This is a genomic window from Pedobacter sp. WC2501 (assembly GCF_052682415.1).
Map to the genome: position 1 here is coordinate 1,025,394 of NZ_JBQZFI010000001.1, position 25,219 is coordinate 1,050,612.

The following is a 25,219-nucleotide window of genomic DNA, read 5'->3' on the forward strand; positions in this document are numbered from 1 at the left end:
TGAGGTCAACTATTTAACCGGAATACTGAACTCAACTTCTTCTGGCGGAAGACATTGTTTATCGTTACAAACCATAAACTCTACTACACCTTTAACTACTGTAGTGGCTTTGTTTAGCTTAATTTTTTGTTGAAAAATTACTGCTTTTTCAAAATAACTTACATTCATTTTAAAAGTGCTTTCATATTTAACAATAGCTTTAGGCTCAATTGTTTTACCAACAAGACTGAAATCTTTAGAAGGCGTAAAAGTAAAAGTGGTTTTTACCGGCCCTCCGTCTTTCACATTCTGAGAATAAATGTGCCATCTGTCATCAATTGTCGCTTTTAAATAAATTATAGCTTCAGTTTTACTTACTTTCTTTGCAGAGTAAGCCCATGTTACCGGTTTTTCAATTTGAGCGAATGCGCCAGCAATAGTAAAAAGTACCATCGAAAGCACCAGGGTGATTTTTTTCATTTGTGTTTATTTTGTGTGTGTAAATTCAATTTCTTTAAAGTTAAAAACTTTTAAACCTTTTTCAGTATCAACGTTTAGTCTGCCGTTGTCTTCAACTCCTTTAATGATTCCTTCAAAAACCTCGCCGTTATATTTATATAACGCAGAAACCTGATAGTTATATAGCCTCGCAAGGTAATCATTTTGTAAAATACTGTATTTCCCTGCCCTCAAAATTAAGTAGTATTTTTCCATAAAAATGAATATTTTCTCCATAATATCCATTAAAGGCACATCTCTTTGTAAAATTTGAATGACGGAAGTGGCACGCTCACTTATACTTTCAGAAAATTCTGATTGATTTACATTTAAGCCAATGCCAATAACTGATGATTTAAAAGAATTGCCTGTCAGTGTATTTTCGATTAATATCCCCCCTAATTTCTTATTACGGTAATACATATCATTGGGCCATTTTACCTTGATCCCTTCCGGGACAAAATAAGCTAGGGCATCACTAACAGCCAAACTAACGGCAATATTTAAATAAAACTGCTTATCTAGCGGCAAAAAAGAAGGCTTTAAATAAATGCTTGTACTAATATTTTTACCTGCCTGGGTTTGCCAAATGCTTTCCTGCTGCCCTCTTCCGGCAAACTGATTGTCTGCCATAATTACAGTCCCTTCGGCTAATGGCTCGGATTTTGACACCAACTTTTTTAAAAAGTTATTAGTAGAATCAACTTCTTTTAATTTGATTAAATTTTGACCAACAAATAGTGTCGAAAAAGTGTTATTTTGCAAGTGTTGAATTTATAATATTGTAATTCCAAAATTAAAGCATTTTAATGGTAAAAAAGAAAATTGTAGCCCTTTCTACATACCTTTCAGAGTTAGCCGTTCACGGCATACAAGAGAAAAAAGGAGAAGATATAGTGCGGTTAGATCTTAGAAATATTCATACTTCAGTGGCTGATTACTTTATTATAGCGAGTGCCAACTCTGGCACCCAGGTAAAAGCTATTGCCGATAGTGTAGAAAAAGAAATATATAAAGCCACTCAGGCCGATCCGAGACATAAAGAAGGTTTCGAATCAGCAGATTGGATTATTCTTGATTATTTCGATGTGGTTGTGCACATTTTTAAAACCGAAAAGCGCCACTTTTATGGCATAGAAGAACTTTGGGGAGATGCAGAAAGCACAAATTATCAAAGCGCATAACCTAATAGAACCATTTTGACAAAGACAAATGAACGATAATCAAAATACCAACGAAAAACAGGGGAGAAGAATTCCAAACATCCCTAAAAAACCACAAAAAGGATCAAAATTTAATATTTTCTGGGTGTATGCGGCCATTATCATAGCCATTATTGCAGCACAGTTTTTATTTACTACCGATGGCGGTAAAGAAGTAACATACCAAAAGTTTGAACAGCAGATGTTACTTAAAGGTGACGTGCAGAAAGTTGTTGCTTATAAATCCGACGATTTAGTACGTGTAGAGGTTTACATCAAAAAAGATAGTTTAAACAAGAAGAAGCTTTATGATGCTTATAAAAGTAATAGCACTTTTAATGTAAACAGTAACAATGCTAGTCCTGTTGTATATTTCAATGCCGGAACGATGGACGGGCTGGATAAACAACTTGCCGATTCGCAAAAGGATCTTCCTGCCAACCAACCAAGAGTTCTTGCAGAGAAAACCAGCCGCAGCAATCCGTTGGCAAGCTGGTTTTTAAGCATCATTTTACCTGTATTGCTTTTAATCGGTTTCTGGATTTTTATGATGCGCAGAATGGGCGGCGGTGCTGGCGGTGGCGGTCAGATTTTCAGTATCGGAAAATCAAAAGCTACTTTATTTGATAAAGAAAGTCAGGTAAATATTACTTTCAACGATGTTGCAGGTTTAGAAGAAGCAAAAACAGAGGTAATGGAAATTGTAGATTTCCTTAAAAACCCTAAAAAATATACTGATCTGGGTGGAAAAATCCCGAAAGGTGCTTTATTGGTAGGTTCGCCTGGTACTGGTAAAACCTTATTGGCTAAAGCGGTTGCAGGTGAAGCACAGGTTCCATTCTTCTCGCTGTCAGGATCTGATTTTGTAGAGATGTTTGTTGGAGTTGGCGCATCTCGTGTTCGCGACTTGTTTAAACAAGCAAAAGATAAATCTCCTTGTATCATCTTCATTGATGAAATTGATGCTATTGGCCGTGCCCGTGGTAAAAATGGTGTAATGGGAGGAAATGACGAACGCGAAAACACCTTAAACCAGCTTCTGGTTGAAATGGATGGCTTTGGCACCAATACACATGTTATTATCTTAGCTGCAACAAACCGTGCTGATGTTTTAGATAAGGCATTATTAAGAGCTGGTAGGTTTGACAGACAGATTTATGTTGATTTACCGGATGTTATTGAGCGTAAACAAATTTTCGAAGTTCACATCACCCCCCTTAAAAAATCAGAAGAGCTTGACACCGAATTTTTAGCTAAACAAACGCCAGGATTCTCAGGCGCAGATATTGCAAATGTTTGTAACGAAGCGGCACTAATTGCTGCTCGGAAAAATAAATCGGCAGTGGATAAGCAAGATTTCTTAGATGCTGTGGATAGAATTGTAGGTGGTTTAGAAAAGAAAAACAAAATCATCACACCTGCTGAAAAACGCGCTATTGCGATTCACGAGGCTGGTCATGCCACAGTAAGCTGGTTGTTAGAACATGCGGCGCCTTTAGTTAAGGTTACGATTGTGCCACGCGGACAGAGCTTAGGTGCGGCCTGGTACTTACCAGAAGAACGTTTAATTGTTCGTCCACACCAAATGCTCGATGAAATGTGTGCAACTATGGGCGGTAGGGCAGCTGAAAAAGTGATGTTCGATACCATTTCTACAGGTGCATTGAGCGATTTAGAAAAAGTGAATAAACAAGCCAGGGCAATGGTGACCATTTATGGCTTAAACGAAAAATTAGGAAACATTACTTATTATGATTCATCTGGCCAGAACGAGTATAATTTCTCTAAACCATATTCAGAGGATACCGCTTTAACGATCGATAAAGAAATTTCGGCATTAATTGAAGGTCAATACCAGAGAGCAATTTCTTTATTGGAAGAAAATAAAGATAAATTGATTCAATTGGCTGATATTTTAATCGAAAAAGAAGTTTTATTTAAAGATGATTTAGAAGTGATTTTCGGAAAACGTTTATTCGAAAGTCAAGGCGAAAGCGGCACACCGGGACATATTACCCCTGTTGAGGCTTAAATAAATAATTTCTATTATTACATTTGCTACCCTGGTTTAATCATTAGGGTAGCTTTTTTTTATATGAAGGATAATACGACAGCGAAAGAACAAATACTAAAAAAGATAAGGAAAGCACTATTAGAGAAGCGCGAAAACCCATATCCTAATTTAGAAGAAAGTGCATTGTATAAGAAAAATACAGATGAGCTGGAGATATTATTTGCCGAACAGCTAACTGCCATATCAGGTAATTTTATCTTCTGTGAGGATGGGATTGATTTTTTTGAAAACATGTTGCAGCTTGCCGATAAGTTTAAATGGCGTAAAATATATTGCTGGGAACCCGAATTACAACAGTTTCTAAGCAAATACGAATTCCCTTTTTACCAAACAGATAAAGATTTTGAGCAGGCAGAAGTAGGCATTACCCTTTGCGAAGCATTGGTTGCGCGTAACGGAAGTGTAATGGTGAGCAATAGCGGTGCTGCAGGTAGGAGGTTAAGTATTTTCCCACACCACCACATTGTAATTGCAAAAACGAGCCAACTGGTGTTAGATCTTAAAGATGCCTTTCAATTGTTAAAAAACAAATACGGCAACCAGATTCCATCCATGATCAGCAATATTACCGGACCGAGCAGGACTGCCGATATTGAAAAAACATTGGTTTTAGGCGCTCACGGGCCTAAAGAACTTTTTGTGTTTTTAATTGATGATTTTAGTTAATTACCACTCGTAATAGGCTTGGAGGCTTACCCATGTATGCCATCGGGTAAACTCGCTTACGGTATTAAACTCTGGCGATCGTCCAACAGCCATAGCTGAGAGCCTTATTGCCTTTTTTTCACACATTGGTATTTTTGTACCAAAACCTAAATTCCAGTCCAGGGTAGCTTTGTTTAATTGCTTAAAGCTTAAAGTATAGGGACTGTCCCTAAACTGCCCCATCAATAGGGCATTGTAAAGCCATCCATTACCTTTTACACCCGCCAAGAGATATACCTCACCCAAATTCTCATTCAACCTCGTGAATTTTTTTGTTGAATTTGCCATAGGCAAAGTATTTACAGCCCAATTTTTCTTATCAAGCAAACCCAACCTCGCATTAAAACCTAAGCCTGTACTTACATAATAACCTAAACGCAACTCGGCATTAGTACTTAACTGAAAAAAGCCCACATCATTTCCATCTCGCTTACCAATAAGTAACCAATCTTTTTTTCCAGTAACCAAAAGGGTAGGCTCTCCTCCCTTTGATATCTGACCTTCCCATCCATAAGGAATATCGGCTGTATTGCCGAACCAATGATCGCGGTGAATGGTTGTTTGTACTGCTTTAGAAACGTTTAAGCCTATTGCCCCCACATTAATACCTAAAGTAATTAGTTCATTCCCTGCATCATCCTGCAAGCCCAAACTTGTACTAATAACGTTTAAGCTTGCAAATGGCCTATCGTTTTCGCGTTTAAATTCGCTTACTGGATCATGTAAATTACCCAAATATTCTGGCGTAAATGTGGTATTAGCAAGCATTATTGTTGCATCGTAAATGCTGGAATCCTTTATAATAATGTCCAAAACCGTCTTTGCTAAAAATTTATGTGTAGCATAAATCCATGTCTTCCCGAATTTTTTATCTTGATAAATGAACCCAGCGCCCATGGTGTAGTTCCTATCCGTAGCATAAGATGGTTTTACGAACTTTAGAAAATAATCCTGGTCAACTACAATTCCTGCACGGTGCAATGGCTTTTCAGATTCTTGTGCCAAAGAAACATTGTCTATTAAAAGCATTAGAAATAATGATAGAAAGATATTTTTCATAAGAGAGATTACTAATCTATTGTAAAGTTACCCGTGCTTTAACTTATTGTGTCTGATCATTAGAGGCCGACGTTTTACTTTCTCCAAATAAACTGAATCCGAAAGCAAAACCGAGCCATGGTTTTCCCTGATAACCCCAATTTGCTCCTGTAGATTTATCGATAAAATCAAGTCCCGTAAATATCCCGATCTGGAATTTATCATACTGGTACATATAACCAGCTGATAATGATATTGCAGATGCGCTATTATCTTTATCTACTTTAACTCCGCCCACAGATATTCCACCCAATAAATTACTAGCTGAGTATACCGTATTTACATGCTGCCACTTAATGCCAGCAGATATACCAAAGTTAATTTTTTCCTCAAAAGTAAATGGGGCTTTAGAATTACCAAATCTTGCTTTTATAGGTAATGTTAAAAAACCCCAGGTAAAACCTCTCTTATGTGGGTAGATTGATTCGCACTTATTATTAAAATCTTTTAAAGAGATAAAAAATTGAGTATTGTTAGCCCAAAGATCTACGTAAGCAAGATCTCTATACCGGCTTAAAATATCTGCCGTTTCTACACCATTTTCCATACCTAATTGGGCTTTACTTATTTTATAATATTCGCCGGGTTGTGCATCCTGACTGCTTCTTATCTTTTCTGTATCCAAAGATTTATAAAATTTTTGTTTGGTAGCATCAGATTTAAAATCCCATACTGAAATAATATATCCACTATCAGCAATCTCATATATATAAAATTTTGTGTCATCATTAAGCAAAAAAGATAAGTCTTTTACCTCTTTTTTAATTGGGTCATACACCTTTACCAGTACACTTGCTTTAGTTACATAAGATTGGCCGATAAGGTTGGTTCCTTGACCATTGGTTTGACTATATGCTTTAACAAAAGATAAAACAAACACTGTAACAAACATTAAATTTTTCATAATAGCGCTAATTTAGATTTTGAATAATATTTAATATTGTAATTACCTCGAACTCTGAAACCTTTTCACCACCAACTCACCTTCAGCATTTATGCAATAGATGTCTTCATCATAGTTAGAATATCTTCTTGATAGCACCGGTTTTAGCCCTTCATCTTCCAGTTTATGGTGATCAAATGTCAAGTAAAGTTCTACTCTGGAGCGGTCTTTATCCAAAGTGATGGTTTTTTTCGTTTTTACATTGTAAATATCTACTTCCTGAATTCGCCTGTAATTATAGCCCCAGCTAGAATCCTCTCCAAAATCTTTGCTTCTGCCAATCACAAAATAATCGTTCATTAGATGAAAGATGGTACTGATGCTCTTATCATTAAAAAGCCGTTTTCCCTTCAGGTCAACTATATCAGCAACCTTTCTCGTTTTACCATTGGTTAAGGTGTTTTCTTCATTCAAAATCACGATTCCTATATTCTTAGGAAAATTATTTTTATTGTCTCCAAAAGCAGCGAAAGTGCTGTCATAATCCTTGCTTTTTAAAACCGTATCGCCATTTTCGTTCAAAAAATAGTTTAAACTTTTACCACTCATCGACATTGATCCTGGATAGTCGGCAAAAAACAAGATATCTTTTGTGGGTTTAGATGGTACTTTTTTTACGGGCACTTCAGTCTTTTTGCTTGCTGTTACAGGCATTTTTCCCATCGTTACGCGTACTTCCGTCACTTTATTTTTCTCTGCAGTCTCGGCCAGTTTCTTTTTAAAGTCTGCTTCCCTTTCAGCCTTAAGCTTTGCATTTCTAATTTTGCCTGCTTCATAGGCTGCTTTATCATCTGCTATCTTCTTTTTTCTAGCATCCTCATCTTCTTTTGCACAGGCCGGGCACATATTTTTCCCTTCAGAATTGTTCGAGCCTTTGGGTGCGAACCTACAGTTATATCTGTTATATTCACTTTTCGGAACATGAGATTGCGCATTTGCTATCTGTACCATAAAAAGGAATAAAATAGTAGTTAAGAAATTTTTCATTTTAAGTTCGTTTAATTTATTGTAAAAATACCCGATGAACCAAACGATTTATATACCCTTTACTCGGTATATTTAGTATCTGTTTTATATATTATATTTATAAAATATTGATTGCATCTGCTAATTCTCTCATCAATGAATAAAGTTTTCTTCTTATTTCTATTTTTCCTAAATCCACTCCGGGTATGCTTTGCCCAGCAGGGAAACCCAATTTTAATCGATACGGCCAAAAAATTCAATATTAGCAAACATGGGTATTTCTTTGAGGACAAAAATTTAAACCTGAACATCGATTCTGTTATAAAATATAAGCAGGCCGGTAAACTCACCCCATTAACAGCAGGAAAAGTTTTTAGTAAAGGTTATACCCAATCTTATTACTGGGTTGCTTTTGATATCGAAAACACCTTAAATCAATCTGTACACCTGATGTTTAAGGAGCAGAGCTCAAGCATTAATCAACTCCAGCTGTTTAAAGTAGATGAGCAGGGAAAGATTTATCCACTAGGTTTAACAGGCGATCATTTCCCTTTCAAACAACGCCCTTATCGCAACAGAAGCTTCATTTATCCAATGATTCTTTTGCCACATGAAAAAGCCACTTTTTATTTGTGGGCAGATAAACGCGGACAGAATATGTATATGCCGATGTCTATCGGACGCGATGTTGATATTATTCAGGCAGAAATTCCACAGCACACCTTATTTGGATTTTACACAGGCATTTTTGTTTTTGCGGTGATTTTCAACTTATTACTTTTTGTTTCAGTTAGAGATAACATCCATTTATATTATGCCATTTACATTTTTTGCACCCTGATTTTTATCCTGGAAGAAGAGGGCTTGGCCTTTCAATGGTTTTACCCAAACTTGCCTGGACTTCAGGATTATATGCGATTAATTATGGCATCACTGAGCTGTGGCCTGTTAATCCAGGTGATGCAACTGTTTGTAAATCAAAATCGCTCAAACAGTAAGTTATACCGCTTTACAAACTATTACAAAAGATTCTGCTGGGCCATGTCGATCATTCCGGTTTTTATGCTCTTCAAATCATTCATTATTTTAGAAAAAACGGTTTTTTACATCAACAATTTTCTTGCGCTCCTTACGGTAATCATTATTATTATTTGTGTGGTAGAAAGAATAAGATCAGGCTACAAGTTGGGCTGGTATTATTTTATTGCAACCGTGATGTTGTTATTTGGGGTTTTTAATTATGTTTTTAACACTTTAGGACTCACCAACTTTAATTTATTAAAGCCAAATGGTTTGGTTGTAGGTTTAACAGCAGAAATTATTTTCCTTTCTTTTGCACTAACACAACGCTATAACTTTTTAAAGAAGGAAAAAGAAATCCTGCTCGAAGAAAAAAGCAAACACCAGGTAGACCTGGCCGATGGCATTTTTAACGCACAGGAAGATGAACGGACACGTTTGGCCCGCGATCTTCATGATGACCTCGGCGGCACACTTTCCATTATAAAACTAAATATCACCGCTTTTCAGCACAAAATTTTAAAACTTACAGAAAATGACCGCATATTTTACGACCAAACCATTAGCATGATTGAAAAGGCATGTGCCGACTTAAGGGAAATTTCGCACAATTTAATGCCTAAAAACTTTGAGCAACTGGGTTTAATTGAAACCCTGAAAGAAAACTTCATCACCTTAAATCACTCGGGTAAAATTGCTTTCGAATTTGTTTACCAAGTAGAATACCCCATCGAAAGCAGCATGGAAATTACCATCTACCGTATGGTTAACGAACTCGTAAATAATATCAACAGGCACTCATTGGCAACAAAAGCAACCATTCAGATTTTATCTTTTGATGAAAGGATCAATATCATGGCTGAAGACAACGGTATTGGTTTTAGTCAGGAAGAGGATAAAAAGGGATTAGGTATCCAGAATATACGCTCGAGAGTAAGCTATTTGAACGGGAAAATTCAGGTAGACAGTAATCAAAATGGAACCACAATCGTTATTGATATCCCGCTGAAATAATGGACAAAATTGAACAAAAACCGACCACATTAATGATCGCAGATGATCATAAACTATTTGCCGAAGGATTATCGGCCATCCTTTCTGAACAACCTGACTTTAAGATAATCGGCATGGCATCAAACGGAAAGGAAATCCTGCACCTTTTAAACCACCAAATACCGGATATTTTAATCCTAGATCTAAATATGCCTGTTTTAGATGGAGAAATTGCCGCCGAAAAAGTGAGACAATTATTCCCTTCAGTAAAAATTATGGTATTATCAATGTACTATACGGTTAAATTAGCAGCAAAATTAGAAAGTATAGGGGTGAAGGCTTTCGTTCAAAAAGATACCGATGCAGAAACATTGTTTAGAATTATATCAGATTTACAGCTCGGTGAAAAATATTTTCAGAAAATAAAATCTGATGTCCAGCCATCTGTATTTAACGATGGAGATCATTTTCAAAAAAGCCACAACCTAACAGCGAGAGAAATGGAAATCCTTAAATTGATCAGCGAAGACTATTCTTCACAACAAATTGCCCAAAAATTATTTATAGCTTTAAATACCGTTGATACCCACCGTAAAAATATGGCACAAAAGCTAAACGTGAAGGGAAAAGCAGGATTATTAAAGTTTGCCCTTGAAAATAAGCTGCGCTAAAATTAAATTTATTTTCGAATATCGAATATAATTGATATTTTTATACTACATACCGTTTTGGTATGCGGTATTATAATTATGAACAAAGCAATAAATACGGTAATTACCGGTACTGGGAGTTATATTCCACAAAATATTATTTCCGGTAATGAATTCTTAAACTCAACATTTTTTGAGAATGGAAATCTATTAGAGAAGGAGAATTCAGAGATCATTGATAAATTCTCTGAAATTACAGAGATCGTAGAAAGACGCTACGCCAGCCCTGAGCAGTTAAGTAATCATATTGGTGCTAAGGCCGCAGAAAAAGCCATTGAAAATGCAGGAATCGATAAAGAAACCTTAGATTATATTATATTCTGTCATAATTTTGGTGATATCCCTTTAGGTAGCAACCGAATTGACATTTTGCCTTCTTTAGCTTCAAAGGTAAAACAGCAACTGGGCATTGAAAATCCAGACTGCGTTGCTTACGACATCATTTTTGGTTGCCCGGGATGGGTTCAGGGAGCAATACAAGCCGATTATTATATTAAAAGCGGAGATGCAAAACGTGTTATGGTTATTGGTGCAGAAACCTTAAGCCGTATTATCGATCCACATGACCGTGATAGCATGATCTTTTCAGATGGTGCAGGCGCTGTAATCTTCGAAGCAGAAGAATCAGAAGAAAAAAGAGGAATACTGGCACATAAAACAGAAACGCATGCCGTAAATTATGGCAATTTATTAACCATGGGCAAGAGCGCTCATCCTGATGAAACCAATGGAAACCTCTACTTGAAAATGAATGGACGTAAGCTTTACGAGTTTGCAGTTGTTCAGGTACCTCAGGTGATTAAGAAGGCCATTGATAAAGCAGGATTAAGCGTTGAAGATGTAAATATCGTATTTGTTCATCAGGCCAACGGCAAAATGGATACTGCCATAATGAAACGTTTATTTAAGCTATATGGTAAAGATACCGTACCAGAAAACCTGGTTCCAATGACAATTTCATGGTTAGGAAACAGTTCTGTTGCAACTGTACCAACCTTACTGGATCTCGTTTTAAAAGGTGAAGTTAAAGGCTATAAAGTTAAACCTGGTGATGTAGCTGTTTTCGCTTCAGTAGGAGCGGGGATGCATATTAATGCTTTTATTCACCGATTCTAATTTGCCAGCCGTTTTAAACCGGCCCTAGCCTGGCTTTCAATACTGCTTTCAAACTCATGATTTTTCATGGCAATGGCAGTATTGAAAGCCTCTTTTGCTTTCGCAATATTTTTCCTTCTTTCATAAACCTTACCCATCTGCACCGCAGCATTTGCAGCAAAATAATACTTCAGGTTTTTTCCTTCGTTAATTGTTTCCTGGTAAGCTGTTAATGCCTGATCGTCTTTCCCAAAATCATCATAAATTCTACCTAAACGGTAATTCAGTTCTGTTTTGTCTTTATCGTTGTTATAATCCGTTACCTTCTTACCATCAAGTATCTGCAGGGCTCTGCTTAAATAGCCACCATCAAACAATAAGCGGGCCTTTAACAGGTCGATTGTTGGCGTACCTGAAGCCGCTTCGGCTTTCGCCTGTTTGTCTTTTTCCATGTAGGTATAACCATTTTTAATTGCTTTAGCTGCAAATGCCGTATAAGCCACTTTATCTCCCTTTAGAAGAGAGATCCAGCCCAAATGAAGGTAAGCGTCCTTCACAAAGTTAACACCCTTGGTTGTCTGCAAAAAGCGGTTAAAATACATCCCTGAATTAAGATCAAGTTTATTCAGGTGCGCAATGCCCTCCAGATAATCCAGATAAGGAAAAGGCTGATAAACGCCTCCTTCAGGCCGCTTCGCTAAAATAGCAATGGCTTCTTCGCTATGCCCGTTTTTAATGCACACATAACTCTGCAAATAACTTTTTAATAAACTGGTATCGGCAATCCTTACGGTATATTTCATTGTTTTTGCATAGGCCTGCGGGCTATGCGCCACATCGGTTAATACATAGGCATAATAAAACACCACTTCTTCATAAAAAGGCTCGTACGATGATTTTGGTAAGTTATCGGCTAGTTTTTCGAACATATTTAACCCACTCTGCAGATTTCCCTTAATGCCAAAGGTTGAAAGCGCCGTTTTTAAAGCACCATCCGGAAGATTGCCTAGTACGGCATTAATCAATCCTAAGCCTTTTAAGTTTAAGTGAAAATTCGGAAACTTCTTATTGTTCTCTTGCAACAGGCTGTTTGCTTTTTTAACCTCCATAGCTGCGTTAAAATACTCTCCAAAACGTCCGCGGATGAGCGCCCATTGCAAATTAATCTCCGCCTGGGCATACAGGTAGTATGGAGAATTTTTATCATCATCACTTATTTGATCCAGGCGTGCAGATTTATTGCCTTTTAAGCGATCAAAATCAGCTTTGCTCTCTGAAGTTAAAACTGTAAAATAATCTACATAGTTTTCTAAAAGGGGAATAATGGAATTATTGGGATGCTGTTTCTTTTCGGTTGAAATATATGCTCTTGCGTTACCGAGTTTCAATTCGAAAATGCTCTTGTAAGCGTTTAGACAATTGTTGTTAAAATCGAAGTTAGCAAGTGAAAACAAAGGAGAGAAGAGCAGGGCAGAGGTTATAAAAAAACGGAAGCTTTTATTCATTAGGGATTCTATTTCGGATTGGTTCTGTGCTGCCGCAACAGCTTCACATGTTAACAAATATCTACATTAAACGCTTAAAAGTTATTCTTGTTTTGTGTGAGCAAAAAAACAGACCTAAACAAAAAACGTCCCGATTAGATCGGGACGTTTAATTATTTTTTTTGTGATGGATTAACCTTCGGCTACTTCGTGTGTTAAAGCCTCATCAACCAGAATACGACCGCAGTGTTCACAAACGATAATTTTTTTACGTTGACGGATATCTAACTGACGTTGAGGTGGGATCTGGTTAAAACAACCTGAGCAAGAATCACGATCGATGGTTACTACCGCTAAACCATTTACCGCATTTTTGCGTAAACGTTTGTAGGCAACCAATAAACGCTCTTCGATCTGAGGCTCAGCTTTATCAGCTTTCTTTTGTAAATCCTGCTCTTCTTTTTCAGTTTCTGCAGTAATTACATCCAATTCTCCTTTTTTAACTTCTAAATCTTTCTTTCTGCCATCTAACTCTGCTTTTGCTGCTTCGTAAATTTCAGTTTTAGAAGTGATTTCGAAACCGTGTTCTTTAATTTTCTTTTCAGAAACCTGGATATCTAAACCTTGAATCTCAATTTCCTTAGTTAAAGCATCGTATTCACGGTTGTTTTTAACTTCTTTTAATTGAGTATCGTATCTTTTGATGGCAGCTTGCGCATCTTTAATTGTATTTTTACGGGTTACGATCGAATCTTCAAGATCATCAAGTTCGCCTTTGATTTTTGCAATTCTAGTTTCTAATCCTAAAACGTCATCCTCAAGATCGGCAACTTCCATTGGTAATTCACCACGTACCTGGCGGATCTTATCAATTTTTGTGTGGATATTTTGTAATTCGTATAAAGCCTTTAGCTTTTGTTCTACGGTTTGTTCCATTAAAACAAGTAATTTATGGGGTTTGTATTTTGCTCCGTTAAACGGATTGCAAAGTTAGTAAATTTTTTCTGAATAATTTCAAGCAATAAATTTGAGGTAAATTGTTCAGTTTCAAAGTGTCCGATGTCGGCAATGATCAATTTTTCCTCTGCATCAAAAAACTCGTGGTATTTAAAATCTGCGGTAATAAAAGCATCCGCACCGGCAGCAATAGCCTCCCTTAAAAGGAAACTTCCTGAGCCACCGCAAACCGCCACTTTTTTAATCCTTTTGCCAATTACATCAGTATGCCTAACCACTTTAGCCTGCATCCTGTCTTTTACCAGGTGTAAAAAATCGTATGCATCCATGTCGTATTCCAACCAACCCACCATGCCCGAACCAACCAGTTGGTGTTTGTTTTCGAGTTTATAAATATCGTAAGCTACCTCTTCGTAAGGATGGTTTTCGAACAAAGCAAGCAAAATTTTGCGCTCGGCCTGTGTAGGGTACACCATTTCGATCCTTACTTCATTTTCCCGGTGCCGGATACCTTTTTCACCCACAAAAGGGTCTGAATCTTCGTTACCTTTAAAGGTGCCAAAACCATCGGCATTGAAACTGCATTCGCTATAATTGCCAATGTTTCCTGCTCCTGCATAAAACAATGCAGACCGCAGTTGTTCAGCCTGTGCCTGTGGACAATAAGTAACTAGTTTTTTTAACAGTCCGGTTTTTGGCGAAAGTACCTTGGTGCCTGTTAAACCCAAACGTTCACAGATCCTCGCATTTACGCCGGTATGGACACTGTCTAAATTGGTATGAATGGCATAAAGTGCAATGTTGTTTTTTATGGCTTTTAACACTACACGTTCCACGTAGTTTTTGCCGTTTAGCTTTTTTAGTCCTTTAAAAACAATCGGATGATGGGTAATGATGAGGTTACAGCCGGTAGAAATGGCTTCGTCAACAATTTTCTCCACGCAATCTAAAGCCACCAGAGCAGCACGGATTTCCATATTAGGATCGCCCACAATCAAACCGGAGTTGTCATAATCTTCCTGATAATTAAGTGGCGCAATGCTTTCTAAATAATTGGTAATTTCAGCTAATTTCATTCGATAAATATAGAAATTTCATTGTTTTCTTTTTCTGTCATGCTGAGGCACGAAGCATCTTTTTCATCGGCAGCAGATGCTTCGTACCTCAGCATGACAGTTCATTTAACAGAAAAAAATCCGCATTCAATTTATTTGGATACGGATTTAAAGTATTAATATTTAATTCTGCTAAAATTTTCCTGCCTGTTGAAATCCACCACCCATTCTCACCATCTGCAAGCTTTCGAAAACCATTTTCTGGTTGTGTTCAAAAGCTAGTGTTTTGTGGTTTACTACGTCAATAATTGATCCGATGAAGCATAAACCTGCAGTTAAAAGGTACAAAATCCCCATGCCAATTTGGCCAATGATAAACCTTTGCAAACCTGGAACAGCAAATAGCCCGATTAAGCAGAAAATCAACATGTCAGATGGGTTTTTTCTTTTGCTGCTGTAAACCATCAGGAAATTACGCAACTGCTCTTCAGTTAAACCGGTTGTTGCTTGTTGTAAATATGAGTATTCCTCTGGTGTTATACCTGGTAACGACATTAGAGGTGATTGAAATATATCCATGGTTTCTATGTATTTGCGGTTGAAATTTTAAATTTATTTTTATTTTTTATCAATGTGTAAATCCTATAAACTATTGTTAAAAGTGCCGGAAACCCAAACCAGTGTCCGGAAAAGCTTTCGGTAAATTCGCCATGTAAAATATGACTGATTGACCTGCCTATACCACATCCCGGACACCAATCCTTAAAGCCTAAATTAGCTAAAGGACAAAGTGTAAAATGATGCTCGTGGCTATTCGCTGTTGCCAGTAATACTAAAGCCGCTATCCAGAAAAAAAGTTCTAGTGGAAAGCTCTTAACGTATTTCATCAGTTATCATTTATTTTCAATGGTGATGAAGCTATCATGATTTATTTTTAGTGTTAGTGGAAATCATGATGGTTTCACTTTTTATATAATTTAGAGGTTGTAACACCACCTTTGTTACATCAATTTGCCCTTAATCGACGAATGGAGGATATATTTCGACCAAACGAGAAATGGAATCTAACAACAAGAACTTATTTCTTATCCCGATTTAATTTTCACATCGCAACCCTGCCAAAAATAGTTAAAAAAACCTTTACACAAATTGCGGGTTAATATTAAAAGATAAGCTTATTTTTGTGCCTTGAACATTCGCGATTTAATAAACAGATACAAAACCGACGATAGGGTAACTCAATTTACCAAGACGTTAAACAGCACTAAAAACCCAAAGATACAATTAAAGGGATTGGTGGGTTCTGCCGATGCTATTGTTGCCCTTTCTTCTTATTTCCTGTTACACAAACCCATCCTGTTCGTTTTACCGGATAGGGAAGAGGCGGCTTATTTTCAATCCGACCTGGAAAGTGTGTTGGACAAACAGGTTTTACTTTTTCCTTCTTCGTACCGCAAATCTTTCGATTTTACGCAGGTAGATACAGCCAATGTATTGGCCCGTGCAGAGGTGTTGAACGAACTGAACCACGATTCTGAATACGGAAAAATTGTAGTTTCTTATCCAGAAGCTATTGCCGAAAAGGTTATTGATCGCTCTGCATTAGAAAAAAACACTCTGGAAATTAGTTTAGGTGCTAAATTGGGCATCGATTTTATCAATGAGTTTTTAATTGATTACGATTTCGACCGCAGGGATTTTGTTTACGAACCGGGCCAGTTTTCCATCCGTGGGGGTATTGTAGATATCTTTTCTTTTTCATCTGATTTGCCTTACCGCATTGAGTTTTTTGGCGATGAGGTAGAAAGCATCAGAAGTTTCGAAATTGAAAGTCAGCTTTCAGTTGCCGATGTTAAGTCCCTTACCATTGTGCCAAACGTTCAGGCTAAATTTTTAACGGAAAGCAACATCAGCATTCTTGATTATATTGATCAGGACACCCAGCTTTGGTATAAGGATGTCGAGTTTACCCTCGATATTGTTAAAGCGGGATATAAAAAAGCGGTTGAGCTTTGGAAAGCGCTTTCGCTTGATGATAAGAATAAAAACCCAGAATGGATTGATCCGAAATTTGCTTTTAGCGACGAGAAATTATTGGGCGATCATCTTCAGGATTTCCCTTTGGTAGAATTCGGCAAACAGTTCTTTTATAAAACAGATAACCGTTTTGAATTTGAAACCAAACCACAACCATCGTTCAATAAAGATTTCAATCTGCTGATCCATAACCTAAAGGAGAATGAAAAGGCAGGGATTATCAATTTTATTTTTACCGATTCGCCAAAGCAGATTGAGCGTTTATATGCTATTTTAGAGGATATTGATAAAACGGCCAAGTTTACGCCGATCAATAGCATGTTGCGCGAGGGTTTTGTTGATCCACAGATCCAAACGGCATTTTACACCGATCACCAGATCTTTGACCGTTACTATAAATACAAGCTTAAAAAAGGTTATCAGAAAAGTCAGGCCATTACCCTGAAAGATTTAAGAGAACTGAAATCTGGTGATTACGTTACCCATATCGATCATGGCATCGGCAAATATGCCGGACTTGAAAAGGTTGAGGTAAATGGTAAAACCCAGGAGATGATCCGTTTAATTTATGCCGATAACGACCTGCTTTATGTTAACATCAACTCGCTTAACCGCATTGCCAAATACAGCGGTAAGGAAAGTGGCATACCTAAGATGAATAAGCTGGGCACGGATGCCTGGGACAAGCTAAAAAAAACTACTAAAAAAAAAGTTAAAGATATCGCCCGGGATTTGATCAAGCTTTATGCCTTGCGCAAAACCCAGGCCGGAACGGCATTTTCGCCAGATAGCTATTTACAAACTGAACTGGAAGCTTCTTTTATTTACGAGGATACCCCTGATCAGTTAAAAGCGACACAGGATGTGAAAAAGGATATGGAATCGCCACATCCAATGGACCGTTTGGTTTGCGGTGATGTGGGCTTCGGGAAAACTGAGATTGCCGTACGTGCCGCATTTAAAGCAGTAGCAGAGGGTAAACAGGCAGCGATCCTGGTTCCTACAACCATTTTGGCCCTACAGCATTTTAAAACGTTCTCTTCCCGTTTAAAAGATTTCCCGGTTACAGTTGATTACATTAACCGTTTTAAAACCAGTAAACAGATCAAGGATACATTGGCCGAAGCTGCTGCAGGTAAAGTTGATATTTTGATCGGTACACACCGTTTGCTGAGCAAAGATGTAAAATTTAAGGATCTCGGCATCATGATTATTGATGAAGAGCAGAAATTTGGCGTTACTGCAAAAGAAAGGTTAAAGGCTGTAAGGGTAAATGTTGATACCTTAACCCTTACGGCGACTCCAATTCCGAGAACCTTGCATTTTTCTTTAATGGGGGCAAGGGATTTATCGATCATCAGCACACCACCACCAAACCGCCAACCAGTTAGCACCGAATTACATGTTTTTAATGATAAACTGATCCAGGAAGCCGTTCAATTCGAATTAGACCGTGGCGGACAGGTATTTTTTATCCATAACCGGGTTAACGACCTGATGCAATTGGGCGGATTAATCCAGAAGTTGGTTCCAAAAGCAAGAATTGGGATTGCGCACGGACAGTTAGATGGCGATCAACTGGAAGATGTCATGCTCGATTTTATTAATGGCGAAAAAGATGTTTTGGTGGCCACTACCATTATCGAAGCAGGCTTAGATATTCCGAACGCAAATACCATCATCATCAACCACGCACATATGTTTGGTTTGAGCGATTTGCACCAGATGCGCGGCAGAGTAGGCCGGAGCAATAAAAAAGCTTTCTGCTATTTACTTTCGCCACCTTTATCTACTTTAACCTCCGAATCGCGTAAACGTTTAAGCGCTATCGAAGAGTTTTCTGATCTTGGCAGTGGTTTTAATGTAGCCATGCGCGATTTAGATATCCGTGGAAGTGGTAATTTACTGGGTGCAGAGCAAAGTGGTTTCATTGCCGAAATTGGTTTTGAAATGTACCACAAGATCTTGGACGAAGCCATACAAGAACTAAAGGAGGCTGAATTTAAGGGATTGTTCGAAAATGAACCTGCCCGTCCGTTTGTGGGCTTTACGCAGGTAGATACCGATCTCGAACTGTACATTCCGGATGCCTACATTACCAATATTACTGAGCGCTACAATTTATATACAGAACTTTCTAAACTTAATAACGAAGCAGAACTGGCTATTTTTGAAAAGCATCTGGCAGATCGTTTCGGACCAGTTCCTCCACAGGTAAAAACCATGCTGAGTGTAGTACGTTTGCAATGGTTGGGCAAGAAACTAGGCTTCGAGAAAATCAGTTTCAAGAAAAATAGTTTGCGGGGATATTTCTTAAGCGATAAACAATCGGCTTATTTCGATTCGAATACCTTTACCAAGATTTTAACTTTTGCACAAAACCATCCACGGATGTGTAATTTAAAAGAGGTAAAAAATACGTTAAGGATTGCTTTTGATAATGTAAAAACCGTTGAGGAAGCAATAGAAACGTTGGAACTTATCGACTAAAAACGTTAATTCAGTCAGTTCGTTGACTGAATTAACGTTAATTGAGTCAGTCTATTGACTGAATTAACGTTTTTTACTACATTTGACTTAAATGGAAAGTCAAATTGTAAGATCTTTGAAGCCTGTTATCCTCAATAAAATTGGGAAAAATAAGGTCATCTTAATTTTCGGCACAAGAAGGGTAGGCAAAACCTGGTTAGTAGAAAGCATTATTAAAGATGCCAATATCAACCATCTTTCTTTAAATGGAGAAGATCAGGATGTACAGGTGTTGCTGTCAACCCGTACAGCGGCAAATTATAAAAGGGTTTTGGGTGATGCCAAACTGCTTATTATTGATGAAGCCCAGGTTATCCCCGAAATCGGAAAAATATTAAAGTTACTTATCGATACTTTCAAAGACCTCACCATTATTGCAAGTGGTTCATCTACATTTGATCTGTCGAATCAAACTGGTGAACCTTTAACCGGAAGAAGTTTAACCTATTATCTCTACCCAATAGCACAGGTTGAATTGAATAAAAAGGAAAATGCCTTGCAAACTACCCAAAACCTTGAAGAAAGATTAATTTTCGGTTCTTATCCGGAATTGTTTCATCTGAACTCATTGGCTGAAAAAGCGGAATATTTAACTGAATTGGTTAAATCATATTTATTAAAAGACATTTTAATGTATGAGAACATCCAAAATAGCGCTAAACTGCTGGAATTATTAAAGCTTATTGCTTATCAGGTAGGATCGGAAGTTTCTATTGATGAGATTTCCCGTACTTTGGGCATTAGCAAAAATACAGTAGACCGTTATCTTGATTTACTTTCAAAAGTTTTTATCATCTATAAAGTTGGTGGATACAGTAATAATTTACGGAAAGAGGTTACAAAATCATCCAAATGGTATTTTTACGACAATGGCATCCGGAATGCAATCGTTAATGATTTCAGGTTATTAGCATTACGTAATGACCAGGGTATTTTATGGGAAAATTACTGTTTTAGTGAGCGGATCAAAAAAATGGAGTACGAACAGCAAAATTCCACATATTACTTTTGGAGAACTTATGATCAGCAGGAAATAGACCTTATTGAAATTAATAACGGAGAAATTTTAGCTGCTGATTTCAAATGGGGAAACCAAAAGAAGAAGATACCTGGCTTTTTTGCTAAAAACTATCCTCAAGCCACCTTTTCTGTAATTAACAAAGAAAATTATTTAGATTTTATATTATAATGTTAGACCCAACCCTACTGCTCGATTTAGTGAAAATGCAAATGCCTTACGGAAAATATAAAGGTTACCTGATCTGCAATATACCTGAAAGTTATTTGCTTTGGTATAAAGATAAGGGCTTCCCGAAAGGTAAATTGGGCGATTTAATGGCTACGATGTTTGAAATACGGGTGAATGGTTTGGAGTATTTATTAACGCCGTTGAAGAATCAAAATCGGTAGTTAAGAATGATAGTATAGATGAATCGTCATTCCCAACTTGATTGGGAATCGTAACGCCTTAGTAGGGTTGCATTAATATTCCCGCCTGCGCGGGAAAGATGACCGTTCTCTAGAATCTGTCACTATGAGTGGATTCGAAAGATCTGTTACAATTTTCATCCTGAACTAGTTTCAGGATCTAACAGCATAACCATTTAATAGATGCTGAAATAAATTCAGCATGACGAGGAAGGTAAATTCTCCGCAGATCAAAATGACTTTCGCAGAAAAAAATCTGCGTTGATCAGCGTAATCTGCGCGAAACAAATCTATATCTCACAACCATTCTCATCACAAACTGCATCATCATTTTTATTTAATGAAGTAAGTGTGGTTTTAGGCTGGGCGGATTTCCATTCTGTGAAGCTTTGGGTAAGCGCATCGGTAAAAGCCTGAACAGGCTGAGCACCCGAAACACCATATTTGCGGTCCATTACAAAATAAGGAACGCCACGGATGCCTAAATTCTGGCTTTCATAAATATCATAACGCACAGCTTCAGCAAATTGATCGCTATTTAAAACTGCTATAGCTTCATCCTTATCCAAGCCAATTTCTACTGCAAGATCAACTAAAACATCGGTTTCTCCGATATTTTTACTGTTTACAAAATGTGCTTCAAACAGTTTTTCTTCCGCTAAATCTTGTAGACTATGTTTTGCTGCCAAATGGATCAAACGATGTGCGTTAAAGGTATTTGCTGGAATATTAGTATCAAAATCGATGGTTAAACCTGCGTTTGCAGCCATATCAACAACCTGCTTAGTCATTTGTTTGGCTTGCTCAACCGGCATTCCTTTACTTCTCGAAAGGTAATCATACACCGTCTCATTATTGGTATTGTGATACTCCGGATTGAGCTGAAAACTCTTCCAATCTATTTCAATTTCATTTTTGAAGGGCAATTTTTCTATTGCCTGCTCAAAATGTCTTTTTCCAATATAGCAAAACGGACACATTACGTCCGACCAGATTTCTACTTTCATAACACAAAATTAAGTGGATTATAATTGGCTATAGTAAGGCCAAAGTAAAAATAGGCTGAATCATAAATTGTAGTTCTATCGAATTTGTCACGTTGAGCCTGTCGAAACGCCTTGTAAGATATTTAAAACAGACCCTTCGACATGCTCAGGATGACAACAATATTTATGAAACAGCCTCTTCTTAAATTTATTTATACAACTGGTTAAATATCAACTTAAAAGTACCATGTGTTTGTGCTCTAAATGTAATTTCAGGTCCGAAGGCAAGAAATCTACCCTTTCCAACTTTTGCTTCAAAAGCAGTTACACCATCTTGCAGGTAAGCTTGCCCCCAGGCCCAGCCGCTGCGCAAAGGTGTGGAATTTTCGAACCACATTAAAGGTTTAATCTTACCAGAAGCAATGGCGTCGCCAGTGAGTTTAAAAACCGGACTATTATCGAAGTAAACGTCAGCTTCCTTTTCCATGCCCCAATTGGTAGGCAAAGAAGTATCTACACCAACATTTAACACACTTCCCGGAACATAATATTTTTCAGCAGGTAATCGTTTTTCTTCTCCGTTTATAATTTCTACCATTGCATTACGCACAGGAAGGTTTAAGTGATAAGCCAGGTTGGTACTGCTACCAATGGTTACAATATTACCACCAGCCTCTAAAAATTTCTTTAACTCAGGGATTGATTTATTAGTGCTGATCCTGCCTAAACGGTTTCTAAATTCCTGAGGGATTTCTTCCGCCTTTGGCCCAAAAGATCTGTTTCCAAATCCTCCGCCCTGAACTGATGGAATTGCACCACCCACAAAAATGATTACATCATATTTAGATTTTAAATTTCCCGCATCAATGTCCTGCGGATAGATTACCGTAGCATTATAATGGTACTGTTCCATTAAAAAACGGACCCATCCTGAGGCCATAGAACCACCATAAGTATCCCAAAGGGCAATTCTTTTGGGAAAGACTTTAATTTTATCCTTTGGAGCCGCGGCAACTTTTAGCATAATGTTTGCCTTTTCCAATACCGATTTTCCTGCTGATGAAACATAAAAATCGCCATTTTCAGTAGAGCGGTAAACCTCAACTTTGTTTTTCAATAAATCATTAACTGCGGTATAAGAATCATTTTGTGCAGCACTTAATACATAACCTGATCCATTTGGCCGTTTATGCTCTGGTTTTAAGAGTTCCCCATAAGGATTTTTTTCAAACGGTCCTGAAAAATCGTCAAGAATACGGTCGAACTTCACATCCATCAGGTATGCCAAAGTCCATCCGGCGGCATCATAAGGAGGAATTGGTGCACCGCCTTCGTATTTGAAATCATTTGGGTGATCTTGCGGTTCAAACATATCCAAAACGTGCGGACGGAAAGCCTGATCGGTTTTTACCACATAACTTCCGGCAGGGTAATTTTTCCCCGCAACGGTAAATGAAGCCGTTGCTTTTTGCACTACAATTCCCGTTCTGATCAATGCATTCAAAAACTTAATGGCAGAGTTAAAATCGGGCTGATCGGCAATTAAAATGTATCCGCGTGGATCTCTGTTTGCCGGAGCTTTCATCACCGTATCAAAAGCTTTCATGCTCATCTGTTGCCTTTGGCCAAAATCAGCATCTCCACCGGCGATCGGAGCACCTTTTTCGACCTTTGCAGCGTTATTAATGGCTTCTATTTTTTTTGGAGAAAAAGACCAGGTATCTTTTTTACCGCGCTCAATAGAATTTCTTCCCATCTGGTAAATGTTGTACAACAATTCGTCGCGGTAACGTTGTGCATAATTTAAAACAGCATAGTTTAACGATACCGAATAGTCGATAGAGTTTTTAAAGTACCATTTCCTTGGGGTGATCGGGTTTGGCGAATCGCCGTTCGGCAATAATCTCGAAGGAACCAACGGAATTTCAGAAGGGGTGGGATTCCCGATAATTTCTGTCAGGAGTCCGATCATGTTATGAAAATAGGTAGTAGTTCTTAAACCGCCATTGTACCAGGTAGAATAAACCGATCCTCCACGCTGCGTATAACCAGGCTTGTTTTCTACATTCATGCGGTTGTGCATGGCCGCACCAACCGCATCTAAACTGGTTAATAGTGTTGGATCGAAAACATAATTAAACGGATCACGGTAGGGCGGCCCTGCAACAACGGTTCCTGCCGGACCAGCCTGATGATGGTTATACATAATCTGCGGGATCCATTCCACAAAAAGCTGGCGACCGATATTTTGTGTTTCTTTAAGGTTTAACATAAAGAAATCGCGGTTGTTATCATGTCCCGCATATTTTTCGTACAAAACAGGAAGTCCGGAAGTTGTTCTTTTCTTCGGATCTTTATTCCTCATGTACCAATTGCTTACCAGTTCCTGACCATCAGGGTTTGCATGAGTAAATAAGATGATTACATTATCCAGAATACGCAAAGTTTCTGCATCAGTTCTGGAGGCAAATTCATATACCGTTTGGATCAGTTGATGAGTGCCAACTACTTCATTTGCATGTAGTCCGCCATCTATCCATACTACAGCCTTACCTTCCTGCGCCAATGTTTTGGCCTGCTCAGGGGTAATTTCAGCATGAGCCAGTTGTTGCGAAATTTCTTTATAACGATCTAATTTTTTCAGATTTTCAGGTGAAGAAACAATCAGCATATATTGACTTCTGCCTTCTTCGGTTTTCCCAATATCAACTAGTTTAACACGGTTAGAAGCTGTTGCAAGCTTTTTAAAGTATGCTTCTGTCTGGGTGTAATTGGCCAGTTGATAATCGTCGCCGATATCAAAACCAAAATGCGATTTTGGCATGGGCACTTCCTGCGCCAGTACCACACAGCTATTTACCATTAAAAAAGCAATGCAAAGCCCTTTAAAGTAGGTTTTTATCATAAGAAGAAGTTTAGTCAGGTAATCAAATATAATAGAGAATCTGCACCAAAAAGGGCATGCTGTAAATTTGTTACAAGTGATTTAAGATACTTTAGACTTAATATTTATAAAAAATCCGTGTTTATCTGTGTGCATCTGTGGTTAAAGAAATAAATACCATCAATTGGAAGGAGGCGAAATCAATGCTTACAAAAATACCTTAATCTTTAAATCCTAATCCATACATTTGCCTTGATGTAAGTTCTTAACTTTATTTTTCATCAACCGATACAGGTTCCCGGAATTACACCCGGGATTAATAGGGAATCGTGTGCAAATCACGAGCTGTCGCGCAACTGTAAATTCTGTTTTTTAACAAAAAAACAACGGTCTTATCATTCATGCCACTGTTCCGTTTTACCGGGATGGGAAGGCGATAAGATCGGGAATAAGTCAGGAGACCTGCCTATATTGAATTGACGGTACTTTCGCGTTATAAAGTAATTGGTCAGGTCTGATTGTACACGATAAAATTAAAATTTTATATGCCTGCTTTAAGCTTTTTGCCGATGAGTG

21 protein-coding genes and 1 riboswitch are annotated in these 25,219 nt (G+C 37.8%); of the genes, 9 read left to right on the forward strand and 12 right to left on the reverse strand.

From position 1 onward, the window contains the following. Nucleotides 1-9 precede the first annotated feature (9 nt). Nucleotides 10-459: a protein-disulfide reductase DsbD domain-containing protein gene (locus tag ACUN24_RS04410; protein ID WP_445561423.1), complete on the reverse strand. Its 450-nt coding sequence runs from the start codon at nt 457-459 to the stop codon at nt 10-12. Nucleotides 460-465: 6 nt separating this feature from the next. Next, nucleotides 466-1,242 carry a biotin--[acetyl-CoA-carboxylase] ligase gene (locus tag ACUN24_RS04415; protein WP_445561424.1) on the reverse strand — a complete coding sequence of 259 codons (777 nt, stop codon included), beginning with the start codon at nt 1,240-1,242 and terminating at the stop codon, nt 466-468. A 44-nt stretch (nt 1,243-1,286) separates the two neighbouring features. Between ACUN24_RS04415 and rsfS the strand changes: the two genes are divergently transcribed. From rsfS to ACUN24_RS04430, 3 genes are all read left to right on the forward strand, one after another. Then, a complete protein-coding gene (gene rsfS, locus ACUN24_RS04420) occupies nt 1,287-1,661 on the forward strand; it encodes a ribosome silencing factor (protein ID WP_057930976.1) in 375 nt (124 codons plus the stop codon). A gap of 28 nt (nt 1,662-1,689) precedes the next feature. Beyond that, nucleotides 1,690-3,711, forward strand: coding sequence for an ATP-dependent zinc metalloprotease FtsH (gene ftsH / locus ACUN24_RS04425; protein WP_445561425.1), 2,022 nt, complete (start codon nt 1,690-1,692; stop codon nt 3,709-3,711). 63 nt (nt 3,712-3,774) lie between these two features. Beyond that, nucleotides 3,775-4,419, forward strand: coding sequence for a LutC/YkgG family protein (locus ACUN24_RS04430; protein WP_445561426.1), 645 nt, complete (start codon nt 3,775-3,777; stop codon nt 4,417-4,419). Here ACUN24_RS04430 and ACUN24_RS04435 read toward each other — a convergent pair whose 3' ends face one another. Genes ACUN24_RS04435 through ACUN24_RS04445 form a run of 3 tightly spaced genes read right to left on the reverse strand, consistent with a single transcriptional unit; the run spans nt 4,420 to nt 7,486 of the window. Beyond that, complete coding sequence (locus ACUN24_RS04435; protein WP_445561427.1) at nt 4,420-5,517, reverse strand: lipid A-modifier LpxR family protein; 1,098 nt, start codon at nt 5,515-5,517, stop codon at nt 4,420-4,422. It abuts the gene before it with no gap. Between the two features lie 43 nt (nt 5,518-5,560). Continuing rightward, nucleotides 5,561-6,460, reverse strand: a complete 900-nt coding sequence (locus ACUN24_RS04440) for a hypothetical protein (RefSeq protein WP_445561428.1) — start codon at nt 6,458-6,460, stop codon at nt 5,561-5,563. Between the two features lie 42 nt (nt 6,461-6,502). Next, complete coding sequence (locus ACUN24_RS04445; RefSeq protein ID WP_445561429.1) at nt 6,503-7,486, reverse strand: cell envelope integrity protein TolA; 984 nt, start codon at nt 7,484-7,486, stop codon at nt 6,503-6,505. A 135-nt stretch (nt 7,487-7,621) separates the two neighbouring features. On the opposite strand from ACUN24_RS04445, the gene ACUN24_RS04450 reads away from it, so the two are divergent. From ACUN24_RS04450 to ACUN24_RS04460, 3 genes are all read left to right on the forward strand, one after another. Next, nucleotides 7,622-9,499, forward strand: a complete 1,878-nt coding sequence (locus ACUN24_RS04450) for a sensor histidine kinase (RefSeq protein WP_445561430.1) — start codon at nt 7,622-7,624, stop codon at nt 9,497-9,499. Continuing rightward, on the forward strand, nt 9,499-10,149 hold the full coding sequence (locus ACUN24_RS04455) for a response regulator transcription factor (RefSeq protein ID WP_445561431.1): 651 nt from the start codon (nt 9,499-9,501) through the stop codon (nt 10,147-10,149). The genes ACUN24_RS04450 and ACUN24_RS04455 overlap by 1 nt, the downstream gene beginning before the upstream one ends. A gap of 78 nt (nt 10,150-10,227) precedes the next feature. Further along, on the forward strand, nt 10,228-11,304 hold the full coding sequence (locus tag ACUN24_RS04460) for a 3-oxoacyl-ACP synthase III family protein (protein ID WP_445561432.1): 1,077 nt from the start codon (nt 10,228-10,230) through the stop codon (nt 11,302-11,304). Here the strand turns inward: ACUN24_RS04460 and ACUN24_RS04465 are convergent. The 5 genes from ACUN24_RS04465 to ACUN24_RS04485 all read right to left on the reverse strand — a co-directional run bounded on the left by ACUN24_RS04465 (nt 11,301) and on the right by ACUN24_RS04485 (nt 15,666). Beyond that, on the reverse strand, nt 11,301-12,788 hold the full coding sequence (locus ACUN24_RS04465) for a tetratricopeptide repeat protein (protein ID WP_445561433.1): 1,488 nt from the start codon (nt 12,786-12,788) through the stop codon (nt 11,301-11,303). The genes ACUN24_RS04460 and ACUN24_RS04465 overlap by 4 nt on opposite strands. Before the next feature lie 171 nt (nt 12,789-12,959). Then, nucleotides 12,960-13,703, reverse strand: coding sequence for a zinc ribbon domain-containing protein (locus tag ACUN24_RS04470; RefSeq protein WP_121285379.1), 744 nt, complete (start codon nt 13,701-13,703; stop codon nt 12,960-12,962). Continuing rightward, a complete protein-coding gene (locus ACUN24_RS04475) occupies nt 13,703-14,800 on the reverse strand; it encodes a Nif3-like dinuclear metal center hexameric protein (RefSeq protein ID WP_445561434.1) in 1,098 nt (365 codons plus the stop codon). The genes ACUN24_RS04470 and ACUN24_RS04475 overlap by 1 nt, the downstream gene beginning before the upstream one ends. Nucleotides 14,801-14,971: 171 nt before the next feature. After that, nucleotides 14,972-15,358, reverse strand: a complete 387-nt coding sequence (locus tag ACUN24_RS04480; protein ID WP_090497432.1) for a TM2 domain-containing protein — start codon at nt 15,356-15,358, stop codon at nt 14,972-14,974. Nucleotides 15,359-15,363: 5 nt separating this feature from the next. Continuing rightward, a complete protein-coding gene (locus ACUN24_RS04485; protein WP_445561435.1) occupies nt 15,364-15,666 on the reverse strand; it encodes a DUF2752 domain-containing protein in 303 nt (100 codons plus the stop codon). A 301-nt stretch (nt 15,667-15,967) separates the two neighbouring features. Between ACUN24_RS04485 and mfd the strand changes: the two genes are divergently transcribed. The 3 genes from mfd to ACUN24_RS04500 all read left to right on the forward strand — a co-directional run bounded on the left by mfd (nt 15,968) and on the right by ACUN24_RS04500 (nt 20,755). Beyond that, nucleotides 15,968-19,306, forward strand: coding sequence for a transcription-repair coupling factor (gene mfd / locus ACUN24_RS04490; RefSeq protein WP_445561436.1), 3,339 nt, complete (start codon nt 15,968-15,970; stop codon nt 19,304-19,306). 91 nt (nt 19,307-19,397) lie between these two features. Then, nucleotides 19,398-20,534, forward strand: coding sequence for an ATP-binding protein (locus ACUN24_RS04495; RefSeq protein ID WP_445561437.1), 1,137 nt, complete (start codon nt 19,398-19,400; stop codon nt 20,532-20,534). After that, the gene (locus ACUN24_RS04500) at nt 20,534-20,755 is read left to right on the forward strand and encodes a DUF3820 family protein (protein WP_029274918.1); all 222 of its coding nucleotides are present in this window, start codon (nt 20,534-20,536) and stop codon (nt 20,753-20,755) included. Before ACUN24_RS04495 ends, ACUN24_RS04500 begins: the two co-directional genes overlap by 1 nt. Nucleotides 20,756-21,063: 308 nt before the next feature. On the opposite strand, the gene ACUN24_RS04505 is transcribed toward ACUN24_RS04500, so the two are convergent. Further along, a complete protein-coding gene (locus tag ACUN24_RS04505; RefSeq protein WP_445561438.1) occupies nt 21,064-21,780 on the reverse strand; it encodes a DsbA family oxidoreductase in 717 nt (238 codons plus the stop codon). A 187-nt stretch (nt 21,781-21,967) separates the two neighbouring features. Continuing rightward, the gene (locus tag ACUN24_RS04510) at nt 21,968-24,664 is read right to left on the reverse strand and encodes a M14 family metallopeptidase (protein ID WP_445561439.1); all 2,697 of its coding nucleotides are present in this window, start codon (nt 24,662-24,664) and stop codon (nt 21,968-21,970) included. A gap of 254 nt (nt 24,665-24,918) precedes the next feature. After that, a riboswitch (cobalamin riboswitch) is annotated at nt 24,919-25,127 on the forward strand. Nucleotides 25,128-25,219 lie beyond the last annotated feature (92 nt).